16 protein-coding genes are annotated in these 20,139 nt (G+C 38.4%); 11 read left to right on the top strand and 5 right to left on the bottom strand.

The window, feature by feature from the left end:
- Positions 1–30: 30 nt before the first annotated feature.
- The 4 genes from KI375_RS14765 to KI375_RS14750 all read left to right on the top strand — a co-directional run bounded on the left by KI375_RS14765 (position 31) and on the right by KI375_RS14750 (position 4,977).
- Positions 31–1,497 (top strand): arylsulfatase, encoded by a 1,467-nt coding sequence (locus KI375_RS14765; protein WP_212974242.1) that lies wholly within the window; start codon positions 31–33, stop codon positions 1,495–1,497.
- A gap of 76 nt (positions 1,498–1,573) precedes the next feature.
- Complete coding sequence (locus tag KI375_RS14760) at positions 1,574–2,974, top strand: sulfatase family protein (protein WP_244852667.1); 1,401 nt, start codon at positions 1,574–1,576, stop codon at positions 2,972–2,974.
- A gap of 61 nt (positions 2,975–3,035) precedes the next feature.
- A complete protein-coding gene (locus tag KI375_RS14755; RefSeq protein WP_212974241.1) occupies positions 3,036–4,133 on the top strand; it encodes a mandelate racemase/muconate lactonizing enzyme family protein in 1,098 nt (365 codons plus the stop codon).
- A gap of 229 nt (positions 4,134–4,362) precedes the next feature.
- Positions 4,363–4,977 carry a hypothetical protein gene (locus KI375_RS14750; RefSeq protein WP_212974240.1) on the top strand — a complete coding sequence of 205 codons (615 nt, stop codon included), beginning with the start codon at positions 4,363–4,365 and terminating at the stop codon, positions 4,975–4,977.
- A 193-nt stretch (positions 4,978–5,170) separates the two neighbouring features.
- Here the strand turns inward: KI375_RS14750 and KI375_RS14745 are convergent, their stop codons facing one another.
- Positions 5,171–5,941 carry a YibE/F family protein gene (locus KI375_RS14745; RefSeq protein ID WP_207450278.1) on the bottom strand — a complete coding sequence of 257 codons (771 nt, stop codon included), beginning with the start codon at positions 5,939–5,941 and terminating at the stop codon, positions 5,171–5,173.
- Positions 5,938–7,074, bottom strand: a complete 1,137-nt coding sequence (locus KI375_RS14740) for a YibE/F family protein (RefSeq protein WP_212974239.1) — start codon at positions 7,072–7,074, stop codon at positions 5,938–5,940. Before KI375_RS14740 ends, KI375_RS14745 begins: the two co-directional genes overlap by 4 nt.
- A 274-nt stretch (positions 7,075–7,348) precedes the next feature.
- Here KI375_RS14740 and KI375_RS14735 point away from each other — a divergent pair, with 274 nt between their 5' ends.
- From KI375_RS14735 to KI375_RS14725, 3 genes are all read left to right on the top strand, one after another.
- Positions 7,349–9,445: a phosphodiester glycosidase family protein gene (locus tag KI375_RS14735; protein ID WP_212974238.1), complete on the top strand. Its 2,097-nt coding sequence runs from the start codon at positions 7,349–7,351 to the stop codon at positions 9,443–9,445.
- 33 nt (positions 9,446–9,478) lie between these two features.
- Complete coding sequence (locus KI375_RS14730) at positions 9,479–10,300, top strand: amidohydrolase family protein (RefSeq protein ID WP_212974237.1); 822 nt, start codon at positions 9,479–9,481, stop codon at positions 10,298–10,300.
- Between the two features lie 289 nt (positions 10,301–10,589).
- Entirely contained in the window at positions 10,590–11,888 is a 1,299-nt protein-coding gene (locus KI375_RS14725; RefSeq protein ID WP_212974236.1) for an ABC transporter substrate-binding protein, read from the top strand.
- Positions 11,889–12,394: 506 nt separating this feature from the next.
- Here the strand turns inward: KI375_RS14725 and betB are convergent.
- The 3 genes from betB to KI375_RS14710 all read right to left on the bottom strand — a co-directional run bounded on the left by betB (position 12,395) and on the right by KI375_RS14710 (position 15,822).
- Positions 12,395–13,867: a betaine-aldehyde dehydrogenase gene (gene betB, locus KI375_RS14720; RefSeq protein WP_212974235.1), complete on the bottom strand. Its 1,473-nt coding sequence runs from the start codon at positions 13,865–13,867 to the stop codon at positions 12,395–12,397.
- Between the two features lie 42 nt (positions 13,868–13,909).
- On the bottom strand, positions 13,910–15,571 hold the full coding sequence (gene betA, locus KI375_RS14715; protein WP_212974234.1) for a choline dehydrogenase: 1,662 nt from the start codon (positions 15,569–15,571) through the stop codon (positions 13,910–13,912).
- Positions 15,572–15,642: 71 nt separating this feature from the next.
- Entirely contained in the window at positions 15,643–15,822 is a 180-nt protein-coding gene (locus KI375_RS14710) for a hypothetical protein (RefSeq protein ID WP_212974233.1), read from the bottom strand.
- Between the two features lie 676 nt (positions 15,823–16,498).
- On the opposite strand from KI375_RS14710, the gene KI375_RS14705 reads away from it, so the two are divergent.
- The 4 genes from KI375_RS14705 to KI375_RS14690 are packed head-to-tail and all read left to right on the top strand — an operon-like array spanning position 16,499 to position 20,089.
- Complete coding sequence (locus tag KI375_RS14705; protein WP_212974232.1) at positions 16,499–17,257, top strand: HAD family hydrolase; 759 nt, start codon at positions 16,499–16,501, stop codon at positions 17,255–17,257.
- Positions 17,258–17,278: 21 nt separating this feature from the next.
- Positions 17,279–18,364 carry an ABC transporter ATP-binding protein gene (locus tag KI375_RS14700; protein ID WP_212974231.1) on the top strand — a complete coding sequence of 362 codons (1,086 nt, stop codon included), beginning with the start codon at positions 17,279–17,281 and terminating at the stop codon, positions 18,362–18,364.
- A complete protein-coding gene (locus tag KI375_RS14695; protein ID WP_207450260.1) occupies positions 18,361–19,233 on the top strand; it encodes a carbohydrate ABC transporter permease in 873 nt (290 codons plus the stop codon). The genes KI375_RS14700 and KI375_RS14695 overlap by 4 nt, the downstream gene beginning before the upstream one ends.
- Positions 19,234–19,249: 16 nt before the next feature.
- Positions 19,250–20,089 carry a carbohydrate ABC transporter permease gene (locus tag KI375_RS14690; RefSeq protein WP_244852665.1) on the top strand — a complete coding sequence of 280 codons (840 nt, stop codon included), beginning with the start codon at positions 19,250–19,252 and terminating at the stop codon, positions 20,087–20,089.
- Positions 20,090–20,139: the final 50 nt, after the last annotated feature.

Genomic DNA, 20,139 nt, shown 5'->3' with positions numbered 1-20,139 from the left:
TACCCCGACGAATAAAAGGAGAGAAAACAGTTGAAAAATTATAATGTTTTATTTATTATGACAGACCAACAACGTGGCGATTGCATAGGTGTTAATGATAATCCAATGATAGAGACACCGAATCTGGATTGGTTAGCATCCGAGGGGGTGAATTTTTCCAATGCCTACACGCCTAGTCCATCTTGTGTCCCTGCAAGAGCTGCTTTACTAACCGGGATGGATCCATGGAATACTGGGATATTAGGGATGGGAGCGGGACAGAAGCCAATGGGCGTGGGATTTCCTCATACTCTACCAGGAGAATTATCGGCTGCTGGTTTCCATACTCAACTAGTTGGCAAAGGGCATTTTTATCCACAAAGAGCTTTAAATGGTTTTCATCATACGGTTTTAGATGAATCTGGCCGGGAAGAAGATCCTGGCTTTACATCAGATTATAAGAAATGGTTTGATCAGCATAAGGATGGAGATTACGGAATAATCGATCATGGCGTAAATTGGAATTCATGGATGGCAAGGCCTTATCATGCACCAGAACATCTTCATCCGACAAATTGGACGGTGAACGAATCACTAGATTTTTTACAGAAACGTGATCCTAGTAAACCATTTTTTCTGATGACCTCTTTTGCCAGACCACATTCTCCTTATGATCCACCAAAATACTATTTTGATATGTACCATCATAAGGAATTGCCAAAACCATTTTCGGGAGACTGGAATTTGATTTACGGACCTGAACAGAAAGCTCTAGATCCGGACGCTTGGAGAGGCATGCGGAGTGAAGAGGAAACACAGCGTGCGCGAGCGGGATATTATGGATCTATTACCCATATAGATCATCAGATTGGTAGACTATTATTTTATCTCCGTAAGACAGGACAATGGGATAATACTTTGGTTATTTTCACTTCTGATCATGGTGATATGTTAGGCGATCATAGTCTTTGGAGGAAAACATACGCTTATGAAGGATCCGCTAAAATCCCACTGATTATCAAGCTTCCCAAATCAATCGAGCGAAAAGGAGAAAGAGTGGACCAAGCAGTGCAACTACAAGACTTGATGCCGACCATACTGGATACTTTGGAAATAGATATTCCTGACTCTGTTGATGGAATAAGTTTGCAAGGTTTGCTGCAGGGGAATCAAGAGTTTTCTAGAAATTATCTTCATGGAGAGCACAGTGCTTGTTATGCAGAAGCGCAAGAAATGCAATATTTGACTGATGGAAAAATAAAATATATTTGGTTACCGAGGTTAAATAAGGAACAATTATTTGACCTTCAGTGCGATCCTCAAGAGAGTAATGATTTAGCTAATCACAAAGAGTATCGAGTTTTATTACAAAAATGGAGAAGCCGGATGATCAAAGTTTTAGAACCAAGAAAGGCAGGGTTAACGGATGGAGATAAGCTTGTAAGCCAAGCAGGTAAACCACCATTAATTTCACCTAAATATCAAGAGAGACTCCAGAATTCTCTATATAAATGGTGAATGAGCGCTTACGTTTTGATCATGCTAATATCTTTTTTTTAGATAGTATGTAATAATAAATGGGAGGTGAAAGCCCTTGCAAAAGCAAATGAAAAGTAAACCAAATATTGTTTTTATTCTTAGTGATGATCAAGGAGCATGGGCACTTGGAAGTGCTGGGAATCATGAAATTCGCACTCCACATTTAGATCGTTTGGCTAAGGAAGGCATGCGTTTTTCTAATTTCTTTTGTACTTCTCCCGTCTGCTCTCCAGCTCGGGCATCTTTGCTGACAGGAAGAATTCCTTCCCAGCATGGGGTTCAAGACTGGATCCGAGAAGGGAATGTAGGAGAGGAAACAATCGAATATTTACAAGGTCAAACAGCGTATACGGAAATTTTAGCTGAAAACCATTATGTATGTGGTTTAAGTGGAAAATGGCATTTAGGTGATAGCATCAACCCGCAAAAGGGATTCCACCATTGGTTTGTCCATCAAAGGGGAGGAGGACCGTATTATAATGCTCCAATGATCCGCAACGGGGAACTTGTCCATGAAGCTGGCTATCTAACAGACGTGATTACAGATGATGCACTTGAATTTTTAGATCATCAAGATGGGGAACAACCTTTTTATCTAAGTGTTCATTACACGGCACCTCACGATCCTTGGATCAATAGTCATCCGCAGGAAATTGTTGATTCATATGATGATTGCTCATTCGACTCCATTCCAAACGAAGCGAAGCACGACTGGCAAATTAACACGGCTCCTTGGGGAGATAATCGAAAGGAAAATTTAAAAGGCTATTTTGCTGCTGTTACAGCTATGGATGAGAATATTGGTAGAATCATAGAAAAAATTGAAACAATGGGCATCCGCGAAAATACACTTATTTGTTTTCTCAGCGATAATGGATTTAATTGCGGACATCATGGCATATGGGGGAAAGGGAATGGGACTTTCCCGCAAAATATGTATGATACTTCCGTAAAAGTTCCAGCAATTTTCTCACAGCCAGGGCTTATCCCAGAAGATAAAGTGTGCGAGGAATTGGTAAGTGGTTATGATTTTATGCCAACATTATTGGACTATGTTGGTATAGAAAACGTTGAAGCAAACAAACTTCCTGGAAAAAGCTTTTACGGCTTATTAAAAGGGGTGCAAGCGGAGGCCCATGAGCATGTTGTTATTTATGATGAATATGGGCCAGTCCGGATGATCCGAACGAAAGACTGGAAGTATATTCATCGTTATCCTTATGGACCGCATGAATTATATCATTTAGAGGAAGACCCGGGGGAAAGAGAGAATCTAGTCGAAAACCCGAGCTATGAAGATATCTTAATTGATATGAAAGGGAAGCTTGAAAAATGGTTTGTTGAATATGTGGATCCTGCTTTTGATGGAACACATGAAGCCGTCAAAGGCTATGGCCAACTCAATTTGGTTGGCCCTGCTGGGAAAGGAAAACCTGCTTTTCGCGAAAACCCTTAAGATCAATGAAAAACAATGTAAGAAACTTGTTATTTAGTTAAATAAAAGGCGGTGCTTAAAAATGAAAATAACCAAGGTTGAAACCTATTTATTGGATATTCCACTAAAGCAACGAGCGATTACAGATTCCCAAACAAGATTGGAATCAGTTGAATTTGTTGCGGTACGAGTGGATACAGACGAAGGTATAAGCGGATGGGGATTTAACTGGAATTACACTAAGGGAACGCGAGCGGTTCAAGCGATTATTGATGATACGTATGCACCAAAACTTATTGGAAAAGACCCACTTATGTACAAAACACTTTTACGCGATCTTCACTATACCAATCATTTTATCGGACAAGTTGGGGTCACCCGTGTTGCTCTATGTGCAGTGGAACTAGCCCTCTGGGATATAAAACTAAAAGTAGCCAACCTGCCTTTATGGAAATATCTAGGTCCAGTTAAGGATAGAGTGAAGGCTTATAACACTGATGGTGGTTGGCTCCAAGTTACGACTGATCAACTTATTAAAGACATGCTCACTCTAGTTGAACGTGGTTATGATGCTGTAAAGATGAAATTAGGATTGCCTGATCCAAGAGAAGATTTTAAACGAGTCAAAGCGGTACGAAAAGCAATTGGTGATGATATAAAATTAATGGTTGACGTCAATACCGTTTGGGATTTAAAGACATCGAAAGTATGGGGGCGAAAACTGGAGGAATTAGATGTCTATTGGTTAGAAGAGCCGATGAATCCTTTCGATAAAAAAGCGCATGCAGAACTTGCACATACGCTGGATTTGCCGATTGCCATTGGGGAAACAGTCTATACAAAATACGATTTTCGGGATTATATTGAAATGGGTGCTGTCGATATTGTGCAAGCGGACGCGACAAAACTATCGGGAATTGACGAATGGCTGGATGTAGCTGCTCTTGCTCGTTGCTATAATTTAGAGGTGATCCCTCACACGAATGTTCAGCAGAAATTACACGCTCAATTGGCTGCTGCGACCCCGAATGTACCAATGGTCGAACATTGTTATGAATCGATTGCGGATATTTGGGAAGACCCGATAAAAGTTGTGAATGGCTACTATACCTTACCGGAAGAACCCGGACTGGGCTGTAAATTAACGGATAAAATTTTGACAGAGTGTCGAAACGGATAAAGTGAAAGTTCAATTACTGTGGGTTCGGAATTCCCTCTGCAGGAAGAATTAGCTAGTCTGTTCCGATCCAGTTGTTGGGATGAGCCCCAGTGACTTGTCATAAAAGGAATAAGTCACCCTCAGTCCTTGTTGGGTATTCTTGACGATTTGTTTGCAAACCCGCACCTCAAAACACAGGTTTTAAGTGATGGGGGGTTCATCTAGAAGTATAGGAAATGGAGTGCTGCGTATGTCAGAAACAGCTGTTTCAAAAGCAGCATTACGGGGGATGGCTTCAGGCGTTTTACTTATGACGTTTTTTGGGACAATGTGGGCGGGAATTGGGATTGGAGGACTTCAGGGATGGGGAAACCCTTGGTTGCCGATCTTTGCCATAGTCATCTGTATTGTTTTATTTGTTTGCGGGTACATATTGAGCAGGTCATCTCAAAAGCTACCAAGTTATTCAAGCAAATCGGGCAAACAGCGTTCGAAGAGAACGGGCATGTGGTTCAACATTATTTTCGGACTTGAGTTTATATTGATTGTCTTCGCTGCTGTAATCTGCGGTTCAATCAATCATTTCGAATACTTCTTTCCTGTGATGGCTATTATTGTCGGGGTTCATTTTCTCCCGTTAGCATATCTTTTCAAAGTTAGTGCCTATTATATAACGGGTGCACTTTTATGTTTCCTTGCGATTGTAACAATGCTCTTTGTACCCGTAAATATAGAATTTTTGAATCATGAGATTAGTGCATGGTGGTCATTTATTGGTTTTGGCTCAGCGTTAATATTATGGGTAACTAGCGTCATTATTTTGCTTAACGGAAGGAAAATGCTCCGGTTGGCTAATAATGCTTGATAAAGCCGTTTCGAATGTTCTTCTACTTAGGTAATTGCCGCAAACGGGCACAGTTGTTGAGGAAGCACTGTGCTTCAAGATTGTTGGAAGTAATTTAAAATGGAAGAGATTGATTTTGTCCGTTAATGCGGGATAAAGAGAAAACTCGGGGAATTGCAAGATGCCCGAGTTTTTTCAGTTTATCAGTAGAAAGTTATTCTGCGACTTTGTCCCGAGTTTTCGTTAAGTAATAGGCGTTAAGCCAGGAGGCAATAGGGATAATTAAGGCAATACCAATACCAGAGCAAAAAATCGTGATCATTTCGTCACTGAAAATTTTTGAATTGATAATTTCACTCAAAGAATAGGATAAGTCTTTAAACCATAAAAGCAAGGCAAGATAGCCTCCGAAGAAGGCGAAAAATAATGTATTTGTATTGGTCCCTAAAATATCTCTTCCAATACTTAATCCAGAACGAAATAAATCTTTTCTACTAATGGATGGATGGTGAAGGAAAATTTCCCGCATCGGAGAAGTAATGGAGATCGCCACATCTGTAATGGCGCCGATAGTACTCATAATAATCACGGAGGCACCTATTTTGACAAAATCCACACCAATATAAAGGGAAAACATTCCTAATTCTTCCATTTCCTCCTCACCAAAGCCTTGAATCATCGATCTTTCAGATAAAATCGTAATGAAAACAATCAGAATCACAATCGTAATGATGGTGGCAATAAACGCAGTTGTTGTTTTACTATTCACCTCATTTATGAAAAACAGATTTATACAACTGATCACTGTACATCCGATCAATGTTAAAATAATCGGATTCGCACTTGGAGCTGTCATAAATAGGACAATCAGAAGGATCACAGCAAAATTTAAGAATAAAGACAGAAAAGATCTAGCTCCTTTTTTTCCACCGATCAGAATCATTAAAACGCCTAAAATAATAGCTAACCATAAGAAAACATTCATAAGTTTCTCCTCTTTCGTTGAACAAAATAAATGGACACATATAAACCAATCGGAATCGCTAATACGATCCCAATCCCGCCTGCCAAAGCTCGCGCTAGTTCCAATGAAAGATTCATAGAAAGGGAAAAGCCTAGTGGTGAGGCATTTTTTAAATATAAAATCAGCATTGGAATCGTACCGCTAATATAGGCAAAAAATAGAATATTGGTCATCGTTCCCATAATATCCTTCCCAATATCTAAGCCGGAATTTTTCAAAGCTTTTACAGAAATATCGTTATTTTGTTCATATAAAGCAAAGATGGAGGCTGACATTGTAATCGCCACATCCATGACAGCACCTAAAGATCCAACAAATAGCCCAGCCATAAATACCATTTGGTAAGGGCGAGTTAAGAACTGCATTTCTTCGTAGCGTAATCCGTTTTCGTTCGTTACCCAAAGAACTATATAGGTGATGAAGAGCGAAAGAAGGGTGGCGCATAAGGTCGCAATAATAGCGGCATATGTTTTTTCATTAAAACCATTCACAAGTAACAATGAAATGGCTGTAAATAAAACGGCAGCCACTCCACATATCCAGACTAAACTGATATTAGGGTGCTGGATATATATATCCAAAGCATAGGAGAGCAACAGCGCATTAACAGCCAAACTGATAATTGAAAACAATCCCTGCTTTTTTCCGACAATCAGTAAGATAAAGATAAACACCCATGCGGCGAATAAAATATAATGATCACGCTTTACATCCTGGATACTACCAGTAAGCTCTTGATTTTCGCTCAGGTCATGATCAATGTCAACAAATAATTCATTGCCGACACGATAAGGCTGATCATAAGCACCGGAAATTGAATACTCATTAGTTAAATGGATAAGTTGTCCTTTTTCCTTTCCGTTTTTTAATTCTGCAATTATGTGTTGTGTCGTGAGTTTGTCATGATTATCATTCATATCTATTAAATCAGTGGTCTCGACTTGCTCGACCTCGATCACTTTTGCAATCGATCGTTCAAACAAAGAATGATTATGTTGGACAAATATAATGGAGGCAACAAAACAAAGAATTAACAGTGTATAAAACACCAATTTTTTCGGTGATATTGGTATCCTATTTAAAATGGCTCTCAAAGCATAACCTCCAATATTATTTCTAATATCATTTTATAAGAATGGAAGAACATATACAATGGAGCTAGAATAACAATCATATATTCATTGGTCAAGTAGCAGGAAAGAATAGGAGGATTGCTGAAAGAGGATGATCATAGTAAGCTACTATAGTAAAATAAAGTGAAACTTGAATCATTGAGGATTTTCGACACACAGGATGTGCTAGTGCAGATGTGGAGGTATTACTGCCCATTAATGCGGAACAAATAGAGGTAATAGGGTGTGAAAATAAATGCAGAATGTTAATCAAACTAAGGTACAGACGATAGCCCCAGGCGTCAGACAATTTTCAGAAGAGGTTTATAGTATTTCTGGCAAACAACATCTTCATATCATTGAAGCTAAGCTAGAAACAGATAAAATTCGCTTTGAAGCTGGATTAACTTATGGAAACGTTGTAGGGATGCAAAAAGCAACGGAGCAGGCGGCCGCTGTTAATCGTTCAGAACATCGTATTGTTGCAGGAATCAATGCGGACTTTTATGATATGTCGAATGGTTTACCCGCTAATTTGATTGTTCATCAAGGGCAGATATTAACATCACCAAATGGGCGCACGGCGATAGGATTTAAGAAAGATGGTACAGCTATAATTGGTACCCCCGATTTATCGATTACTGTAAAAATCAATGATCAAGTACAGCAGCTTCCCTGTCCGATCGCATTAAACAAACAGCTGATAGATTATCCACTTGTCTTATATTCAAATGTTTTTGGTGAAATAAATGTAACCGTTGACAACGCAGTGAAGGTTATTGTCGATACGACCAATGATGTGATCCAATCAGGGCAGTCTGTAAGAGGGCGGATTCAACATATTGTTGAAGAAGCAAATATCACTTTAACGGAAGGACAATTGCTCCTTGCAGGCCGTGGGAGAGTTCGAGAATGGTTACAATCTATAAAAGCAGGAGACGAAGTAGAATTAGCTTTTACTTTTTTAGATGATTGGATGAATGTACAAGAAGCAGTTGGTGGTAATCATCTTCTGATTGATAAGGGGATGCTCATGGAGGGTACAATACCTTCAGATACGGGCTTAGCACCTAGAACAGCTGTTGGAATAAAAGAGGATGGGACTGTTCTACTTATCGTAGTCGATGGTCGAAAACCGGGTTATAGTGTAGGTGTTTCGCTTAAAGAGCTAGCGGAGCTAATGCTTGCATATGGTGTTTATTCTGCCGTTAATCTTGATGGTGGAGGATCATCAACAATGTTGGTTAAATTACCAGGTGAGCAAACACCGATCATAATCAATCAACCATCTGATGGGGCAGAAAGGGATGTGGCTAACACTCTTCTTCTTGTAAACTGTCAGAAAGAAGGAGAGTTAAAGAAACTTTTTGTTTATCCCGCAGAACTTGCCATCCTAGCAGGAAGTTCGTTTACTTTTAAAGTTAGAGGCACAGATGCTTTTTATCATGCCAAACAGATAACAGATAAGGTGGAGTGGTCTGTTGATAGGCATATTGGAGAAATGAATAGCAGCGGCTGTTTTAAAGCTGGTTTCAAGCCAGGGGTTGGAATGGTGTCAGCCAAGATGAATGGTGTCAAGAGTGGTGTTAGTAAAATTGAGGTAGTTGATACATGTACGAAACTTGCTTTCTTACAATCTGAGCTAACGGTTGAGCCAAAATCTGTATACCAAATAGGAGTGGAAGCCTATCATAAGGGGAGAAAGCTAATATTAGATCCCCTTTTATTGGAGTGGACATTCGACGGAACTGTGGGGGAGATCCATCCGGGAGGGAAATTCACTGCTTTCGATGAAAAGGGAAGTGGAAGCATTGCGGTTCGCTATGGAGATGTGTCCGCAGCGCTAAAGGTTGAAGTCGGGAAAGAGCCCCATCTTATCGAGAATTTTGAGAATGGGGCAAATCAATGGGCGATAAAAGGTGACCGCTATACAGCCATTCATATGCGTTTAGCATCTGGACCTGATGACCCTATTCGTTTTGGGTATCATGCCCTAAGAATTGATTATAATTTTTTAAATCAAAAAGGGATATCAGGTGTCTATGTTACTGCGAAAAGAAGCATTGAATTGGAAGGGTATCCAGATAAAATTGGAATGTGGGTTTATGGAGATGGACATGGTCATTGGTTAAGGGGACAATTACGAGATGGACATAGTCAGTTATTTTCCATCGATTACACGGAGAAGGAAATGGGGGTTTCATGGACAGGTTGGAAATATGTGGAGGCAAAAATACCGAAAGATCGGATTCTGCCTTTAAAAATGGAAGCACCTTTTCGGTATATGGCGACAAAAGGAGAGAATAAGACGACTGGAACCTTATATATTGATCAAATCCGCTTGATTTATTAGAATACTTTTCAAATAGATATGGAGGTTACAGAAATGAGATTGGATGCCCATCAGCACTATTGGCAGCTAGAAAATCAGTGGACAAATTGGCCAACGGAGGATTTGCAAGCGATTTATAAAGACTTTTTACCAGAGAATTTAGCAGCACATTTGAAAAAACATCAGATCAAACAATCAATCGTTGTGCAAGCAGCACCAACAGAGGAAGAGACAAAGTTTTTATTGGAACTAGCCGATAATCATCAGACGATTGCGGGTGTTGTTGGCTGGCTTGATTTAGCCGACCCGTCATTTCCAGAACGATTCTTTCATTATAAGCAGCATGCGAAATTTATTGGCATTCGTCCCATGTTACAGGATCTGTCAGATGACCGCTGGATTCTTCGCCCAGATGTAAAAAGCAATCTAAAGATTTTAGTTGAGAATGATTTTCCGATCGATCTCTTAATTTATCCGAAACATCTTCCTTCCATAATCGAATTATTATCAGAATTTCCTGGTTTGCGAGCGGTGGTAAATCATTGTGCCAAGCCAAATATTAAAGATCAAGAGTGGGCGACATGGGCCGAAGGAATCGCTAAGATTGCACAATATCCATCCACAATGTGTAAAATATCGGGATTAATCACAGAAGCGGATCATCAAACATGGAAACCGGCGGATATTAAGCCATACATTGAACATGTCTACCATGTATTTGGAGAGAAACGGGTGATGTTTGGGAGCGATTGGCCTGTTTGTCTATTAGCCGGAACCTATGATGATGTAATTAACATTGTTGAAGAGACAATACCTCAAGATCACGCAGCTTTTTTTGGTAAGAATGCACAATCATTTTATAAAGTAGATAAATAACCAATGTCAACAGGTTTGGTCAGAAAGGTGTGACGGTATCGTCGCGCCTTTCTTATTATTAAAAAAATGAAATTAGATTTTGTTAATTGTTTAATATATATGTAATAAAGGTTTAATTTTCTCGTTAAATAGGTTAATATAAAATGTGAATGGAAAATTTTAGCATCTATTCTTTTGTTCACTGAGAAAATAAAAGTAGACAAGGGGAGTTTTGCGAAGGAGGTTATAGAGGAGCTATATAAATGAAAACGTTTTCTTTTTTGTGGAATGAATAAATAAGGGGGATTAGATGAATAAAAAACTTTGGCTATCTGTTCTCATTATAGGAATTTGCTCGATTTTGTTTCTGAGTGGGTGTACGAAAAAAACGGGGAAAGAAAATGAAAAAGATGATAAAGTTCACCTGAAGATGCTTATTGCAGTCGATGAAGAAGTCTTTAAAAATCGCTTTAAAGATCAAATTAGTGAGGCTTTTCCTGATATCAATTTAGAGTTGATGGAAGGGAATCCAGCTGATATTAATGAGCTTCAGGAACTATTTGCCAAAGGGGATGTTCCGGATATTATAACTGTTGCTCCCTCTGCTGAATATATTGAAGATTTAGATTTACTAATGCCGATTGATGAGCTTATTGAAAAACATAAATTTGATTTAGGTATTTTCCGGGAAGGAATTGTAGATGATCTACGCACTTATGATCCTACTGGAGAAGGACATTTATACGGATTGCCACTAGAAGTCGGGATGACGGCGATGTATTATAATAAAGATATTTTTGATAAGTTTGGAGAAGATTACCCAACTGATGGCATGACCTGGGATGAGGTGGTTGATCTTGCTCGGAAATTGACTGATGAACGTGAAGGGATTCAATACAAAGGTATGCAAATCCTCAATTGGGCGACGAATATCCCTTATAGACAATTGAGTATACCTGGGACCGATCCTGAAACGGGAGAAGTTTTATTCGCAGATGATCCATTAACGAAACAGTATTTTGATTTATTAGCGAGCATTCGAGATATTCCTGGAATGCAAGAAAAGGATGAAGATAACCCGGATGGATTCCATGAAAACAAACAAAATATTGCTATGTGGATAGCGAATGCTACACATTTGCCACTTATTGCTCCTGTAGATGGCTTTCAATTTGATATGGTTACAACACCAGTTTGGAAGGAGCTTCCTAACATCGGCCCATCAGCTGTTGCTTTATCCTTTAATATTACCAAACACAGTAAGCATCCAAATGAAGCGTTTAAAGTGATGGCTCACTTGGCTAGTCCAGAGGGGCAGAAGGTGCTGTCATATGTTGGCAGCCCACCGACAATTGAGGATACGGCTATTTTTGACGAATTTGGCGGTCAAATTCTTGATCAATATGAAAGCGACTATAATGCAAGAGCTCCATTTACCCAAAAACTGGCACCTGTTCCACCCTATTCCAAATATGATGAACCTTTAAACGGATTTATGAATGGGAAGGCAAATGAGTTTTTGGAATCAAATGAAGACAGTGTGACATTTATTCGCAAATTAAAAGATGAATACGAAACGATGGTAAAAGAAATGCAAGGGAAAGAGTGATAGAAAAGTAGAATGTTCTTTTGAAATACTGTGACAGTGTTTTTCTTGTTATTCAGGAAGCCATAAAATCCTTGCGGGAATAAATTCTATTCAAGAGTAACATACAGCAGTCAGAACAGCGTTGCACTATGATGGAGCAACGCTGTTCTATCTCTTGAAAACAATAATTATGTGATGAATGAAAATAATAGAGCGATAGTGCTCTAGTTCACCTGATAAATGGTAGACTAGACCATTTGAATGGATCCAATCATAGGAGCAGAAATGTCTTTTAAGCAGTCAGTGATATCAGAACATGCCCACGCAATAGGATGGAGTGAGGCTTCTCACTCAGTCAGGAATGAATAAATTGAAACTACGATACAAAAGAAGACTCATATTCAAAGCCACTCACATTGAACGAAAGGCATGTAGTTAGGCAAAACGTGCAAAAGATTAAAAAGGGAGCCAACCCCTTCATCTTATTCTAATCTGCACGAATGCGATCTTAATCAGTCTATTTAATTTTATTGGAACCAATGGAGCGGTTGTGGATCAAGGTTTTGGAAAATGTGTTTTGTTTCCGTGTATGCATCTAACCCAAGTTTACCTAATTCATAGCCAATACCTGATTGCTTAAATCCACCCCAAGGTGCTTGGGGGAAGTATATATTAAATTCATTAATCCAAACAGTGCCCATACGCATTTTTCTGCTAAGGCGTTCTGCTCTTGCTAAATCATTTGTCCAAACTCCGCCAGATAATCCATAAATAGAGTCATTGGCTAAGCTGATGGCTTCCTCTTCGGTAGAGAATTTTTCGATCGTAATGACTGGGCCAAATCCTTCATTTTGGACAACACTCATTTCAGTAGAACAATTGGTTAAAATGGTAGGCAAATAGAAGAATCCATCTTGTAATGCAGGATCATCGGGTTGCTTACCACCTGCAGCAATGACTGCGCCTTCCTTAACACCGTTCTCCACATAGGCTATGACCTTTTGTAAATGTTCTTTAGAAATTAGCGGGCCCATTTGCGTTTTTTCATCAAATCCATTTCCAAGACGAATGTTTTTCACCTTTGCCACTAATGTTTGTATAAATTTATCATGAATACTTTCCTCTACAATAACCCTCGTACCAGCTGAACAGATTTGTCCCGCATGGAAGAATACGGCATTCATGGCTTGGTCTATCGCAGTATCAAAATCAGCATCCGCAAAAATAATATTTGGATTCTTTCCACCTAATTCAAGGGCAATATTTTTCATATTATTACTCGCCGACCGCATAATTTTTTTTCCGGTTTGTAGACCACCAGTAAAGGAAATTAAATCAACATCTTTATGATCAGCTAAGACAGCACCAACCTCAGCACCCGTACCTAATACAAGATTGACAACACCAGCAGGGATACCGGCTTCTTCCATTAATTCAAACACTTTAATCGTTGTTAACGGTGTAATTTCACTTGGCTTCATGATTAGCGTATTCCCAGTTGCAAGTGCCGGAGCTAATTTCCATGATGCTTGTAGTAAAGGATAATTCCAAGGGGTAATTTGTCCACAGACACCAACAGGCTCACGAACAATCTTACTGATAGAATTTGGGATAGGGGAATCAATGATTTCCCCACCATCTTTATCAGATAAATCAGCATAATAACGGAAGACACCAGCAATGTCATCCATATCCCAACGGCTTTCTTCTACTGTTTTTCCGGTATCAAGTGATTCCAATTTTGCTAACTCTTCTTTATCACGTTCAACAAGGTCAGCAATTTTACGAACTTTAGCACCACGTTCGATAGCAGGAGTTGTCGACCACACGCCATCATCAAAGGCTTTTCTTGCCGCCAGAATAGCGGCTTCAGTGTCTTCTTTCGTACTTTCGGGTACCCGTGCAATAACTTCTTGATTAAAAGGATTGATAATATCTCTTGTACCTTTAGCAATAGCATCTACCCATTGACCATTGATATATTGTTTTTTTATTTGCAAAAAGGCTCCTCCTCTATCCATTTATCGAATAATGAAATCAGACTATTTAGCTAAACGCTCATGTTTATAATACTCTAAATATAGTGGTTCTAATGGTTTTTTACCACGAATCAAATCTGCCGCTTTTTCCGCTAACATAAGCACAGGTGCATGGATATTTCCATTAGTCACATACGGCATTGCAGAGGCATCAACAACACTTACATTCTCAAGGCCATGTACTTTCATCGTATTAGGATCAACAACAGCCATTGGATCTGAAGCATCTCCTATTTTCGCTGTTCCACATGGATGTAAAGCAGTTTCTGCATCATTTCTTACCCATTCTAAAATTTCCTCGTCTGTTTGCACAGCAGGCCCCGGAGAAATTTCACCAGAGTTATAGGGTTTCAAAGCTTGCTGTGAAATAATATTTCTCGTTACTTTTACTGCCTCTACCCATTCTCGTCTATCTTGCTCAGTAGAAAGATAATTAAAAACCATACTTGGATGTTCAGTGGGGTCTGTTGATTTAATTTTTAGAGATCCACGCGCATCTGAATACATTGGACCGACATGTACTTGGAATCCATGTTCAGTATCTGCTTTCTTACCATCATATCGAACAGCAAGTGGAAGGAAATGATACATTAGGTTTGGATAATCCACATCTTCATTGGAACGGACAAATCCACCACCTTCAAAATGGCTGCTTGCTGCCGGTCCTTTTCTCCACAATACCCATTGCAAGCCAATCCAAGGCATTTTTAATTTATCAAGGCTTGGTTGTTCTGACACAGCTAATGGACAAGAATGTTGAATATATACTTCAAGGTGGTCTTGCAGGTTTTCACCGACACCAGGCAGGTCAACAACCGTATTAATACCAAGCGCATTTAAATGTTCCGCATCCCCCACACCTGACAATTGCAGTAATTGAGGAGTATTGATCGCTCCACCTGCAAGGACAATTTCAGCGCCATATACTTGTTTGAAATGTTTTCCTCTCCTATAGGTTACCCCTGTTGCTTTTGTACCTTCAAAATTGATTTTCGTCGCAAATGCCAATGTTTCAATATCTAGATTCTCGCGTTTTTTGATTGGATCTAAATAAGCATGTGCTGCTGATAGTCGTTTTCCATTATAAATATGGCGATCAAATGGCCCGAATCCTTCTTGTTTATAACTATTAACATCTGGCGTACGAGAATATCCCGCTTCCTCTCCAGCCTTAAAAAAGGCATTAAATAATGGGTTTACAGCAGGACCCCTTGTTAATTTTATGGGGCCATCATGCCCTCTGAATTCATCATCTGGTGAATCAATCGCATTTTCCAAACGTTTAAAATAAGGTAAACAGTGTGCATAATCCCAAGTTTCCATCCCAGTATCTGCACCCCAACGCTCATAATCCATTGGATTTCCGCGTTGATAAATCATTCCATTGATGGAACTGGATCCACCTAGTACCTTCCCGCGTGCATGTGCAATACGTCTGCCGTTCATATACGGCTCGGGGTCAGATTTATATCCCCAATCATATAATGGATTCCCAGACGGGTACATTAAAGCGGCAGGCATTTGAATAAATAAATCCCATGGGTAATCACTTCTTCCTGCCTCCAAGATGAGCACCTTTTTTGTTCCATCTTCACTAAGGCGATTTCCTAGTATTGAACCCGCACTGCCACCGCCCACAACAATATAATCATAATATTTTTCCATAGTATTGAACCTCCATATCAGTGTCACAAATGCTATTTATGAAACCTGTATAATGAAATTTGCCTCTGTGTTTACTTGTATTCTGTATCCCTGTTATTTCTTCTAAAATCAGACAAAATATTTCTCAATTCATATGCCTTGTCAATCATATCCCCATCCATAGAATTAGAGATTGCTTTTCTGGAACGAGGTGAAAATATTAAAAAAGATATAAGTGTCACAACTCCAACTGTTACAATGCTTTTCCTCATAAAAAACACTCCTTTATTTTATTTGCTGCAATGAGATTTTCAATTCTAGGAATCTCTAGTATCACTAATAGAAGCTTAACGATACCATTCTATTACTTTATTAAGTTTGTTAAATAAAAATTTAATATTTAAAACACACATAACTTACCATAACAAGAAAACGATGTCAAAAAATGCCAGCAACTCTAAAGTGATAGCTAAATACTTTTACGTTTAATTTACAATTAATTCACAGTTAATATATATAAGGAATGTATGCTAATGATGAGGGAATTAATTCGACTGAAATAGGATGCTAAAGTGAGGAGGTCATGGCAAATAGGGAATCATAATCCAGCTAATCATTATATATAAACAGAGATTCATGATTTATAAACATCGGATTTATAATTCAAAAAAAGTTTATTCTCCAAAAACAGTAATATATCGTCAAAATTGGGGATATAACATGATTACTTAAATATATTTAGCTGTTTAAGCATTATAAGACGCTATAACTCTTCTTTAATACCTATAACTAATGGAAAATTTAAAAATAAGGCGAAATTCCCGCTTTTAAGAAAAATGACCGGTTTGACATCATTTTTTATATTCGTTATGGTAACTACATAAAGTTTGTTAAATAAAAATTTAATGAATTAAATAAAATTACCGAAGAGGGGTAAGAGAAAAGAATATGGCAAAAATTAATATTGATAATCAAACATACCATATTGATGGCATTCTGTTTGATAAAGATGGTACATTAATTAATTTTCGCTCCCTATGGGTCACTTGGGCTGATAAATTGATAGATAATATTGTTTCGGCCGCACAGTTATCTGCTAAGGATAAAGAGGCATTGGCACATTCGATCGGATTTGATGTGAATAGTGAAAAATGGGATCCCAAAGGACCGTTATGTATCGGTTCATTAGATGATTTAATCGCGATTCTTTCTTTTCATCTTTATCAAAAAGGGATGCCATGGAATGAAGCTGTTGAAATAGTCATCAATACTTATGGCAAAGTGGATAAAAACCATCGCTGGGATAAAGAAATTCAATCGATTACCGGTTTACGTCATTTCCTCAATCAGGCGAAAGAATGCGATATCAAACTTGGGGTTATAACCTCGGATAACCATGATCAAGCAGTACAACATTTAAATGCATTACAGCTAGATTCTTATTTTGGTAGTGTGATAGGGCATGATCAGGTAGAACGTGGCAAGCCATTTCCAGATATGGCTGAATTGGCCTGCCATCAATTAGGAATAAGGCTAGATCAAACGATTGTTGTTGGTGATTCAGATGGGGATATGATACTGGGAAAAAAGGTAAATGCGGTAGCGAGTGTTGGTATTGTTACTGAACCAAGCATTGGAGCAGACCATCTCATCAATGCTGATCATATCATTAGAAGCTATCAAGATATCATCATCAATAAAAATTAATAGGAAAAGGAGAACTTTACTGTGTCGAAAATAGAAATGCTTAATATTACTAAGCAATTTGATGATAAAGGTGGCAAAGTCATCCATAATTTTAATCTAGAAATAGAGGAAAAGGAATTTATTGTCTTTGTTGGACCTTCTGGTTGTGGTAAATCCACAACATTACGAATGTTGGCTGGTTTAGAAAGTATTTCCGGTGGCGAGTTATGGATTGATAAGAAATTAGTGAACAAGCTGCCACCTAAGGACAGGGATATTGCCATGGTTTTTCAAAACTACGCCCTATTTCCTCATTTAACCGTATTTGATAATATTGCTTTTGGTTTAAAGATTCGTAAGGAAGACCGTAAAGTTATCAAGGAAAAGGTGCACCAAACTGCTGAAATTTTAGGATTAACCCCGTATTTAAAACGCAAACCAAAAGCTCTCTCAGGTGGACAAAGACAACGGGTGGCATTGGGCCGCGCAATCGTTCGAGATGTCAATATCTTTTTGATGGATGAACCATTATCAAATCTAGATGCAAAACTACGAATACATATGAGAAAGGAAATTATCAATTTACACCGGAAATTAGGAACAACCACGATTTACGTTACACATGATCAGACAGAGGCAATGACAATGGCATCAAGGATTGTTATTTTAAACAAAGGAAATATTGAACAAATTGGTACTCCTAAAGAGGTATATAATCATCCACATACAAAGTTTGTTGCTAGTTTTATTGGTGCTCCTCCGATGAACTTCTTAGATGGTCAGATTGAAGGAAATGAACTGACCCTTTTGGATGGCACATCATTAGGACAGATATCGAGGGATCTAGACCATACTGGAAATGTATCTGTCGGCATTCGCCCTGAGGATATTTATTTAAGTAAATCTGATAAGGGAATAGAAATGAAAGTAGAATATATTGAACTGATGGGGGCGGATCTAAATGTTCATGGTCAAATTAATAGTGCTGATGTCATTTTTCGTTTAGATCCGGAGACTGATATAAACGAAAATGATGTGGTACACTTGGAAATTCCCGCTCGAAAAATACATTTATTTGATCCGAAAACAGAACATTCTCTCTATTATAGCAAGGGAGTGAGCGAATGAGTCGTTTAAAAACTGCGGGAAAGTTATTTTTCTTTCTAGGAATCCCACTATTGCCATTACTTGTATTCTGGTTTATTCCAATGATTGTTTCTATTTGGCTAAGCTTAACCAATTGGGATTATATTAGCCCTTCCTTTGATTATGTTGGTATTGATAATTATACAAGTGCATTTACAAGTGAGGATTTTTATCAGGCATTATATAATACAATCTTTTTTGGATTTTGGACGGTAATTCCAACAGTTGTTATTGGACTATTATTGGCACTGCTATTAAGGGAAACATTAAAAGGAATCACCTTCTTTAGATCCCTTTTATTCTCTCCTTGGATTACACCGATGGTAGCGATGTCGATTGTTTGGACATGGATTTATGAGCCGGAAATTGGCCTCTTAAATCAAATACTAGGTTGGTTCAATCTACCACAGCCGGAGTGGCTAATGAGCTCCGATACAGCAATGTGGGCGGTTATTATTGTGACTATTTGGAAAAATGCAGGATGGGCGATGTTATTCTATTCAGATTCATTAACAAAGATCCCGAAGGAATTATATGAGGTAAGTGATATTGTAGGTTCGTCTTGGTTTCAGAAATTAAGAACCATTGTGATTCCACTCGTATCACCAACAACATTGTTCCTAGTCATCATGTCAACCATTGAGTCGATCAAAGCCTATGACCAGATACAGGTGATGACACAAGGGGGGCCAGCAGGAGCAACAAGAACCCTGTTGTATTTATATTACCAGATGGCATTTGAACAATTTGATATGGGACAAGCAACTGCAATTGCCAATATTATTGTTGTATTAACAGGCATACTTGCATTATCGATGTTCTATGTATCTAAACGTTGGACCCATTATTAAGGAGGGAGATCATTAAGTGTTCAGTTCTGGATTAAAGACAAAAAACTTTTTTAACTATATAGCATTAGCCATACTTGGAATTCTTATGGTATTCCCTTTAATATGGATGTTTTTAAGTGCCATAAAATCACCAGATGAGATATTCGCGATACCATTAAAGTGGTTACCTGAAGTTGCACAATGGGGAAACTTTGCGGCGGCATTGGAACTTGCGCCTTTTGGGCTTTATATTTTTAATAGTACGATTACAGCATTAGTGATTGTTGTGTTTCAGTTAGTATTATCAAGTATGATTGCTTATGCATTAACACAGATGCATTTTAAAGGAAGAACATTATTATTTAATTTGATTTTGATTACTTATATGTTACCGCCTGCCGTAACCTATGTACCTAGTTATGTCATAGTAGCAAAAATGGGGTTATTAGATACACTTTCAGGGATTATCGTCTCTAATATTGCAAACGTCTTTGTCATCTTTTTGTTAAGGCAAGCATTTATGCAAGTGCCAAAGGAGATGATTGAAGCGGCCCGGGCAGAGGGTGCAGGTGATTTTGGAGTATTACGCAGAGTTATGATTCCGATGAGTAAATCCACACTATTCACAGTGGCTTTGATTAGTTTTGTTGAAATGTACAATAACTATTTATGGCCATCCTTAATTGTGAAAAGTCAGGAAAAATATTTAATTACTGTCGGGCTGAATAAATTCTTTATGTCCCAGGGTGCCTTTGCTGAACAATGGCCATTGATCATGGGGGCAAATGTGTTATCTGTTATTCCATTGTTAATCTTGTTTGTTATTTTATACAAATGGTTCATCAAGGGAATTGGTGATACAGGTCTTAAAGGATAGCGTGTTACCTAGGTATTAAATAAAGCCAATGAAAATAAAAATATTATAGA

The sequence above is a fragment of the Bacillus sp. J14TS2 genome (assembly GCF_018333015.1).
GTDB lineage: Bacteria > Bacillota > Bacilli > Bacillales > Bacillaceae_C > Lederbergia.
Note: the sequence above shows the minus strand (reverse complement) of the source record. Positions and strands in the feature narration are given on the sequence as shown.

Bases quoted from the DNA above. Each gene is read 5' to 3' on its own strand.
- KI375_RS14755 (WP_212974241.1), top strand. From the start codon at position 3,036: ATGAAAATAACCAAGGTTGAAACCTATTTATTGGATATTCCACTAAAG.
- KI375_RS14750 (WP_212974240.1), top strand. From the start codon at position 4,363: ATGTCAGAAACAGCTGTTTCAAAAGCAGCATTACGGGGGATGGCTTCA.
- KI375_RS14745 (WP_207450278.1), bottom strand. From the start codon at position 5,941: ATGAATGTTTTCTTATGGTTAGCTATTATTTTAGGCGTTTTAATGATT.
- KI375_RS14735 (WP_212974238.1), top strand. From the start codon at position 7,349: ATGCAGAATGTTAATCAAACTAAGGTACAGACGATAGCCCCAGGCGTC.
- KI375_RS14730 (WP_212974237.1), top strand. From the start codon at position 9,479: ATGAGATTGGATGCCCATCAGCACTATTGGCAGCTAGAAAATCAGTGG.
- KI375_RS14725 (WP_212974236.1), top strand. From the start codon at position 10,590: ATGAATAAAAAACTTTGGCTATCTGTTCTCATTATAGGAATTTGCTCG.
- betA (WP_212974234.1), bottom strand. From the start codon at position 15,571: ATGGAAAAATATTATGATTATATTGTTGTGGGCGGTGGCAGTGCGGGT.
- KI375_RS14710 (WP_212974233.1), bottom strand. From the start codon at position 15,822: ATGAGGAAAAGCATTGTAACAGTTGGAGTTGTGACACTTATATCTTTT.
- KI375_RS14705 (WP_212974232.1), top strand. From the start codon at position 16,499: ATGGCAAAAATTAATATTGATAATCAAACATACCATATTGATGGCATT.
- KI375_RS14695 (WP_207450260.1), top strand. From the start codon at position 18,361: ATGAGTCGTTTAAAAACTGCGGGAAAGTTATTTTTCTTTCTAGGAATC.